General features: G+C 66.9%; 8 protein-coding genes. All 8 read left to right on the forward strand.

Annotation, left to right across the window (positions count from 1 at the left end):
- A partial coding sequence (locus tag AC1D2K_RS24900) for an aldehyde dehydrogenase family protein (protein WP_478091778.1) occupies positions 1-259 on the forward strand: 259 nt, incomplete at its 5' end.
- 13 nt (positions 260-272) lie between these two features.
- On the forward strand, positions 273-1,682 hold the full coding sequence (locus tag AC1D2K_RS24905) for a cytochrome ubiquinol oxidase subunit I (protein WP_478091779.1): 1,410 nt from the start codon (positions 273-275) through the stop codon (positions 1,680-1,682).
- Positions 1,679-2,686 carry a cytochrome d ubiquinol oxidase subunit II gene (gene cydB / locus AC1D2K_RS24910; RefSeq protein ID WP_478091780.1) on the forward strand — a complete coding sequence of 336 codons (1,008 nt, stop codon included), beginning with the start codon at positions 1,679-1,681 and terminating at the stop codon, positions 2,684-2,686. The genes AC1D2K_RS24905 and cydB overlap by 4 nt, the downstream gene beginning before the upstream one ends.
- A 51-nt stretch (positions 2,687-2,737) precedes the next feature.
- Positions 2,738-3,451 carry an ABC transporter ATP-binding protein gene (locus tag AC1D2K_RS24915; protein WP_478091788.1) on the forward strand — a complete coding sequence of 238 codons (714 nt, stop codon included), beginning with the start codon at positions 2,738-2,740 and terminating at the stop codon, positions 3,449-3,451.
- Between the two features lie 34 nt (positions 3,452-3,485).
- Complete coding sequence (locus AC1D2K_RS24920) at positions 3,486-4,475, forward strand: PQQ-dependent catabolism-associated beta-propeller protein (protein WP_478091782.1); 990 nt, start codon at positions 3,486-3,488, stop codon at positions 4,473-4,475.
- A complete protein-coding gene (locus tag AC1D2K_RS24925) occupies positions 4,472-5,650 on the forward strand; it encodes a type 1 periplasmic-binding domain-containing protein (RefSeq protein WP_478091784.1) in 1,179 nt (392 codons plus the stop codon). The genes AC1D2K_RS24920 and AC1D2K_RS24925 overlap by 4 nt, the downstream gene beginning before the upstream one ends.
- Positions 5,647-6,513 carry an ABC transporter permease gene (locus tag AC1D2K_RS24930; RefSeq protein WP_478091785.1) on the forward strand — a complete coding sequence of 289 codons (867 nt, stop codon included), beginning with the start codon at positions 5,647-5,649 and terminating at the stop codon, positions 6,511-6,513. Before AC1D2K_RS24925 ends, AC1D2K_RS24930 begins: the two co-directional genes overlap by 4 nt.
- Entirely contained in the window at positions 6,510-7,493 is a 984-nt protein-coding gene (locus AC1D2K_RS24935; RefSeq protein WP_478091787.1) for a Bug family tripartite tricarboxylate transporter substrate binding protein, read from the forward strand. Before AC1D2K_RS24930 ends, AC1D2K_RS24935 begins: the two co-directional genes overlap by 4 nt.
- Positions 7,494-7,806 lie beyond the last annotated feature (313 nt).

A 7,806-nucleotide genomic window follows, 5' to 3' on the forward strand; every position in this document is an offset into this window, starting at 1 on the left:
GGACAGGATCCTGTCGTCCACGCGCTCCGGCGACGCCGAAGTCAATGACTGCGCGATCCATCCGCTCTTTCCCGAGTTGCCGTTCGGCGGCGTGGGCAATTCCGGCATGGGCAAGTACCACGGCCGCTGGGGCTTCGAAGCCTTCACCAATGCGCGCGGCGTGCTCCACCACAGCAGCGCCGTCGACCCCGGCRTGCGCTATCCGCCTTACGCCCGGCACGCTCTCGAGCGCGTCGTCGTCAACAAGCTGATGCCGTAGCCGCCGCGTCGCCATGGACCTCGATCCGGTCATACTGTCGCGAATCCAGTTCGGGTTCGTGATCAGTTTCCACATCATCTTCCCCGCGTTCACGATCGGACTGGCGGCGTGGCTGGCCACGATCGAGGGCGCGCGGCTGGCGACGGGCAACCTGCTCTATCGCAGGGTGTTCGACTTCTGGCTGCCGATCTTCGCGGTCTCCTTCGGCATGGGTGTGGTCACGGGCATCGTGATGGCCTTCCAGTTCGGCACCAACTGGGGCGTGCTGGCCGTGAAGACCGGCGCGATCCAGGGCCCGTTGCTCGGCTACGAGGGCTTCACGGCCTTCATGCTCGAGGCGACCTTCTTCGGCGTGATGCTGCTCGGGCGCGACCGGGTGTCGCCGCGCTTCTATTTCTTTTCCTGCTGCATGGTGTCGCTGGGCACGATGTTCTCGTCGTTCTGGATCCTGGCCAACAACAGCTGGATGCAGGTGCCGCTGGGCCATGCGGTGGTGGACGGCAAGATCATTCCGGTCGACTGGATGCAGATCGTCCTGGGACCGATACAGATGGTGCGCTGGCCGCACATGCTGCTGGCCGCCTTGCTGACGACCGCGATGTGCGTGTCGGCCACCGGCGCCTGGTATCTGCTTCGCCGGGTGCACTTCGACGAAGGCCGGATGATGCTGCACTGGGGATTGGGGCTGGCCGCGGTCCTGATCCCGGTCCAGCTGTTCTTCGGGCATCTGACGGGCCTGTACGTGCTCGAGCACCAGCCCGCCAAGTTCGCCGCGATCGAGGCGCGCTGGAAGAACGAGCAGCCGGCCAGCGAAGTCCTGGTCGCCATCCCCGACGAGGCGAACCAGCGCAATCTCTACGCCATCACGGTGCCCAAGCTGGGCAGCTTGATCGCGTCGGGCAACCTCACCGCCCCCGAGCGCGGCCTCGAGTCCTTTCCTCGCGAAGATTGGCCGCCGGTGCTGATTCCCTTCTGGACCTTCCGGCTGATGGTCGGCATGGGCCTCATCATGCTGGCCGTCTCGTGGCTCGGCAATTTCCTGCGATGGCGCAGCAAGCTGGAGTCGTCGCGCTGGTTTCTCTGGTGCACCCTGGCGGCCTTCCCGACCGGCTTCGTGGCCATCCTCACCGGCTGGTACACCGCCGAGATCGGACGCCAGCCCTGGGTGGTCTACGGGCTCCTGCGGACCAAGGACGCGGTCACGCCCTCCCTGACCACGGGTGACGTGCTGACCTCGCTGATCATCTACGTGGCGGTGTACTGGCTCTTCATTTCCTTCGGCATCTACTACATCTACAAGCTCTTGCGCCAGGGACCGCGTGCCAAGACGCAAGCCACGGCCAACATCACCGGCAGCCGGCCGCTGGCCGTCGGCGCGCGCACGGACGCCCCGCCCGTTGGCGGATCCGGAGGCACGCAGTGAGCCCGGCCGTGCCCAGCGACATGGCGCTTTTCTGGGCGGCGGTCATCGCCATCTCGATCCTGGTCTACGTGATCCTGGATGGCTTCGACCTCGGCGTCGGCATCCTCTACGGCACCACGCGCGAGGAGAACCATCGCCTGAACATGATGGGCACCATCGCGCCGTTCTGGGACGGCAACGAGACCTGGCTGGTGATCATCGGCGCCAGCCTGTTCGCGACCTTCCCGGTGGTGTATGCGGTGTTCCTGGGCGCGTTCTACCTGCCCGTCCTGCTGCTGCTCGTCGGCCTCATCTTTCGCGGCGTTGCCTTCGAGTTCCGCTATCGCAGCGTGAAGACGCGCTGGCTGTGGGATGCGGGGTTCTTTCTCGGGTCGACGGTGGTCGCCTTCGTGCAGGGCGCCGCCGTGGGCGCATTGATGCGCGGCCTTCCGGTGGCGAACGACCAGTACGCCGGCACCTCGTTCGAATGGCTGCATCCGTTCTCGGTGCTGACCGGCATCGGCCTCGTCTTCGGCTACGCGCTGCTGGGCGCGGGCTGGATCGTGCTCAAGAGCGAAGGCGATCTGCGCGACTGGGCCTATCGGCGCATCCCATGGCTTGCGGCAGCCGTCTTCCTGGTGCTCGGCCTCGCGTTCGCCGTGTCATTGACGGTCGACACTGGCGCAATCGCCCAGAGCCATTTCAAGGATCGGCCCTGGGGATGGGCCTTCGTCGCGGTGGCGACCGCCTCATTGGTCGGCGTGGTGGCGGGCGCTCGCGCGCGCCGCGATGGCGTCGCGTACGCGCTGACCGTGGTGTTCATCGCGGCGGCGTACCTGGCACTCGGCGTGATGTTCTRGCCCTACATGGTGCCGTACGCGGTCACCGTGGCCAGTGCGGCGGCGCCGGAGGCGTCGCTTCGGTTCCTGTTCTACGGCGGCGTGGTGGTACTGCCGGTGATCGCGATCTACACCTTCGGCGTCTACTGGGTGTTCCGCGGCAAGGTCCGCGGCGGCTACCGGTGACGAATGGGCCAGCGCAGCGGATTCATGCCACAGGCGCTCCCATCGACGGCCATGCTGCGGACCACCGGCCTGACCAAGCGCTACGGCGCGCGGACGGCGTTGAAGGACCTTTCGCTGACGCTGGCGGCAGGGCAGTTCGTGGCCCTGCTGGGGCCCAATGGCGCAGGCAAGTCGACACTGTTCCAGGTGCTCACCGGGCTGTTTGCGGCCGACGAGGGCGAGGTCGAAGTGGCCGGTCATTCGCTCGCTCGATCCGCGACGGCGGCGTTGCGCCACATCGGCGTCGTGTTCCAGCAGGTGTCGCTCGATCTGGATCTCAGCATCCGCCGGAACCTGCTCTTCCAGGCCGACCTGCACGGCCTGCCGCGGCGGCTGGCGGCGTCTCGCGTCGCGGCGACCTGTGCCCAGCTCGGCATCGACGCCGACCTCGATCGCAAGGTGCGTGAACTGTCCGGCGGCAATCGACGCAAGGTCGAACTCGTGCGCGCGTTGCTGCATCGACCCACCGTGCTGCTGATGGATGAAGCCACGGTCGGCCTGGATCCCAAGTCACGCCAGGACCTGATGCTTGCCCTGCATGCGAACGTGCAGGAGCGCGGCGTCTGCGTTCTGTGGGCGACGCACCGGGTGGAGGAGGCCGAAGGCGCCGACCGGGTACTGGTGCTGCACAAGGGAGAACTCCTGGCCGACGGCACGCCCGTCGAGGTGACGCGAGCGCTAGGGGAGTCGACGCTTGAAGCAGGCTTCATCGCGCGCACGAGTTGAACGCAAAGCTGAATCACACAGGAGAGACATCGATATGAATGAAGTTGCCCGTGTCCTGAAGCGTGTGGCTCGTTCGGTTGCGGCCCTGTCGGGCTTGTGCGTCGGCATGGCCGCGGTGGCGCAAGGCACCGCCTATGTATCGAGCGAGAAAGACCAGGCGATCACGCTGATCGACCTGGCCACCCTCAGCGTCAAGGGCACCATCCCGACCTGCAATCGGGGACGGCACATCCAGCTCACGGCGGATCACCTGATCATGCTCGCCTGCAGCGAGTCGAACGCCGCCGATGTGATCGACCCGGCGACGGGCAAGTCGCTGCGCCGCATCCCGCTGGGCGACGAGCCCGAGGCCTTCGACCTGTCGCCGGACGGCAAGACCATCTATGTCTCCAACGAGGACGAAGGCGCGGTCAGCTTCATCGATGCGGCGAACGGCAAAGTGCTCAAGTCGATCAAGGTCGGCAAGGAACCCGAAGGCGTGAAGGTCAGCGCAGACGGCAAGACGCTGTACGTGACTTCCGAAGTCGCCAGTCTCGTGCACGTGATCGACGTCGCCAGCGGTGCCATCGTCAAGAACGTGAAAGTCGGCAAGCGGCCGCGCCGCATGGCCTTCACGCCCGACGGCAAGGAACTGTGGGTCACCAACGAACTCGACGCCAGCGTCAGCATCATCGATACGGCCACCCGCCATGTGGTCGGCAGCCTGAAGTTCGAAGTCAAGGGCGCGCGCAGCGAAGACATCACGCCGGTGGGCATCCAGATCTCGCGCGACGGCAAACGCGCCTTCGTGGCGCTGGGAAGGGCCAACCACGTCGCGTTCGTCGACGTGCCGCAGCGAAAGGTCACGAATCTCGTCCTGGTCGGCAAGCGCGCGTGGAACGTCACGCTCGACAAGGCCGAAGCCCGGCTGTATGTGGTCAACGGCTTGAGCGACGACGTCACCGTGGTCGATGTCGCGGCGGCCAGGCCGATCAAGAGCATCCCCGTCGGCCGTGTGCCTTACGGCCTGGTGGTGGTCGAATGAAGTGGTGCGCCTGCTGCGTCGGCGTGTCGCTGCTGCTTGCGGGGCCGGCGTCGAGCGGACAGCCGACGGGTGCCGTCACGCCATTGAAGGCGACGCTGATCTCGCCCAGTCCCGACGCGCGGCTCGAACGGTCGCGCGTTGAGCGCCATTTCCTGGGCCACCCTGAGGGCCCTGCGAGTGACGGCTTGCAGGTCGCGCTGGACGAAGGCCAGTTCGAACTCGACGCCGTCGATGCGGCCGTCACGCTGGCCAAGCAGTCCGCCGGCTCGCCGGAGGCCGCACGCGCGGCCGCGCAGGCGGCCGAAAAGTCCGGCGCCGCCGTGCTCGTGACGGATCTTCCCGCGGATTGGACGCTGGCCGTGGTCGATGCCGTGAAGCTGCCGGTGATCAACATCGGCGAGGCCGCCGACCGCCTGCGCGAACAGGACTGCCGGGCCCGCCTGTTCCACATCCTTCCGAGCGAGCGCATGCGCGCCGACGCATTGGCGCAAACGCTCGTGTCGCGCAAGTGGAGCAAATTGCTGCTGCTCGTGGGTCCGAGTGCGCAGGACCAGTTGCGCGCTGCCACGGCGCAGGCTTCGATCAAGCGCTATGGCTTGCAGGTGGTCGCGATGCGGCCCTTCAAGCTTTCTGGCGACCCGCGGGAGCGCGACCTGGCCAATCCGCTGCTGCTGACGGCCGGCAGCACCTACGACGCCGTCTGGGTGCTCGACAGCGACGGCGAATTTGCGCGCGGCTTGCCGTACCGGATCGTGTTGCCTCGTCCGGTGGTGGGTGATGCGGGGCTGGTGGCGCTGGCCTGGCATGCACAGTTCGAGCGCTACGGCGCGCCGCAAGTGTCGCGCCGCTTCGCCAAGGCGGCCGGCCGGCCCATGGCCGCGAGCGACTGGGCGGCGTGGATGGCGGGCAAGGCGCTGGTGGCGGCCGCCATCGCGGCACCGAAAGGGCCCGCCGCCAGTTGGGCGCAGGCGCTCGCCAAGACGCCGCTCGATGGTTCCAAGGGCACGAATCTCACCTTTCGTCCCTGGGATGGGCAGTTGCGCCAGACCGTCCTGCTCACCGACGGCCAGGGCGTGATTTCGCAGGCGCCGGTCGATGGCCTGCTGCATCCGAGCAACGTGCTGGATACACTGGGCGCGGACGCCCCGGAGAAGCGATGCACGACGACGCGATGACCCCCGTCGAAGCCGGCGCGGCGGAACTTGCACCGCGCCGCGGCGTCGCGCATGCGCTGCAGGCCATGCAGGCGATCGTCATGCGCGAACTGTTCAAGTTCTCGCAGCAGACCGGCCGGCTGGTGTCGGCGCTGGTGCGCCCCTTGTTGTGGCTGGCGGTGTTCGCGGCGGGCTTTCGCAACGTGTTCGGCGTCGCGATCGTCGAGCCCTACGACACCTACATCCCCTATGACGTCTACATCGCGCCGGGCCTGGTGGGCATGGTGCTGCTGTTCAACGGGATGCAGTCGTCGCTCGCGATGGTCTACGACCGCGAGATGGGTCTGATGCGGCTGCTGCTCACCGCACCCTTGCCGCGCGCATGGCTGCTGTTTTGCAAGCTCTGCGCGACGGCCCTGCTGTCGGTGTTGCAGGCCCTTGCCTTCGTGATCGTCGCGACCTTGGTCGGCACCGACCTGCCGCTGCTTTCGCTGGGCGGGCTGCATGCCTTGCTGGCGCTGGTCTGCGGGGCGCTGATGCTGGGCGCGCTCGGTCTGCTGCTGTCGGTGTACATCAAGCAGCTGGAGAACTTTGCCGGCACGATGAACTTCGTGATCTTTCCGATGTACTTCATGTCCACCGCGCTTTACCCACTGTGGAAGCTGCGCGAGTCGGGCGCCGGATGGGTCTATCAGCTGGCCCGCTTCAACCCGTTCACCCACGCCGTCGAATGGATCCGGTTTGCGTTGTATGGCAAAGATCCCGGCGAGGCCCCGTGGATCGTGCTCGGTTGCCTGGCGGTCTTCTTCATGCTGGCCTGCTGGGGCTACGACCCGCAGCGCGGTTTTGGTGGATTGACGAAGCGCGGTGGAGGTGCGGCATGAACACCGGTCGCCGCCGCTGGCTGGGACGTGCGGCCGCGCTGGCGCTGACTGCGGGACCTCTGCCGCATGCGCTGGCAGCCGAAGCCTTTCCTTCGCGGCCGATCATGCTGTGGGTGCCATGGGCGGCGGGTGGCGCGACCGACCTGTCGTTGCGGCTCCTGGCCGAACTCGCCGCGCCGGCGCTCGGCCAGCCCGTGGTGGTGGCGAACCGCCCCGGCGCCGGCGGCACGCTGGCGATGCCGATCCTGCAGCAGGCCGAAGCCAACGGCTACACCATTGCGCAGATGCCGCAGCCGGTCTTTCGCGCGCCGTTCATGCAAAAGGTGCTGTGGGATCCGGTGCGAGACGTCACGCCCATCATCCAGATTTCGGGCGTCACATTCGGGGTGCTGGTGCGCGCTGCCAGCCCGCTGCGCTCGCTCGGCCAGCTGTTCGACTTCGCACGCGCACGGCCGGGCGAGTTGAGCATCGCCACCAATGGCGTCGGCACCACGCCGCATCTCGTGCTCGAGGCGCTGTTCACCGAGCGCGGGCTGAGCTACATCCATGTGCCATACAAGGGCACCGCCGAGCTGACCCTGGGCGTGGCGTCGGGCCAGGTGATGGTGGGGGTCAGTTCCACCGGTTTCGCGCCGGAGGTCGATGCGGGACGCCTGCGTCTGCTCGCGACCTTGGGGGCGCGGCGCTCCGGGCGCTGGCCGCAGGTGCCGACATTGCGCGAACTTGGCTTCGACATCGTGGCGATGTCGCCCTATGGGCTGGCCGGCCCGCGCGGATTGCCAGTCGACGTACTGGACGTGCTGCATGGCGCCTTCAAGAAAGCCCTGTTCAACCCACAGTTCGCCGAAGACCTGGCAAGGTACGACCAGGAGATCGCCTACCTCGGCCCGGCGGACTATGCGAACGCCTGCCGCGAAGAGTACGCGAAGGAGCGAGCGGTCGCCGCACGAATGAAGAGCTCGCGCGGCACCGGGGGCTGAGGAAGGCCCTGTGTCGCAGCGCTCTCGGATGGGCTTGCCACGTACGTGGACATACGTGGCTGTCGGGATTGCGCTTTCGGAGGCCCTGCTTCCAAAATCTTTCATGCGGGAACAGGATCCCTCGATGCGACCTGCCCATCGCCCTCGATTGCTACGTGCTCGAGTTCCACACCGTCTTCCCTCCTACATAGGGTTAGAAGCATGAAAAAGACAGTCACCATCATCGGCGTGCTGGTTGTTGCAGGCGCGGCAATCGCGGGGGCGCTCTACGTTGCTTTCCCGGTGCCGATGACAACCTACGGGGGCATGGGAC

The organism is Variovorax sp. P1_H12_2 (assembly GCF_056405335.1).

Coding starts and splice junctions, on each gene's coding strand:
- AC1D2K_RS24905 (WP_478091779.1), top strand. CDS start 273: ATGGACCTCGATCCGGTCATACTGTCGCGAATCCAGTTCGGGTTCGTG.
- AC1D2K_RS24915 (WP_478091788.1), top strand. CDS start 2,738: ATGCTGCGGACCACCGGCCTGACCAAGCGCTACGGCGCGCGGACGGCG.
- AC1D2K_RS24920 (WP_478091782.1), top strand. CDS start 3,486: ATGAATGAAGTTGCCCGTGTCCTGAAGCGTGTGGCTCGTTCGGTTGCG.
- AC1D2K_RS24925 (WP_478091784.1), top strand. CDS start 4,472: ATGAAGTGGTGCGCCTGCTGCGTCGGCGTGTCGCTGCTGCTTGCGGGG.
- AC1D2K_RS24930 (WP_478091785.1), top strand. CDS start 5,647: ATGACCCCCGTCGAAGCCGGCGCGGCGGAACTTGCACCGCGCCGCGGC.
- AC1D2K_RS24935 (WP_478091787.1), top strand. CDS start 6,510: ATGAACACCGGTCGCCGCCGCTGGCTGGGACGTGCGGCCGCGCTGGCG.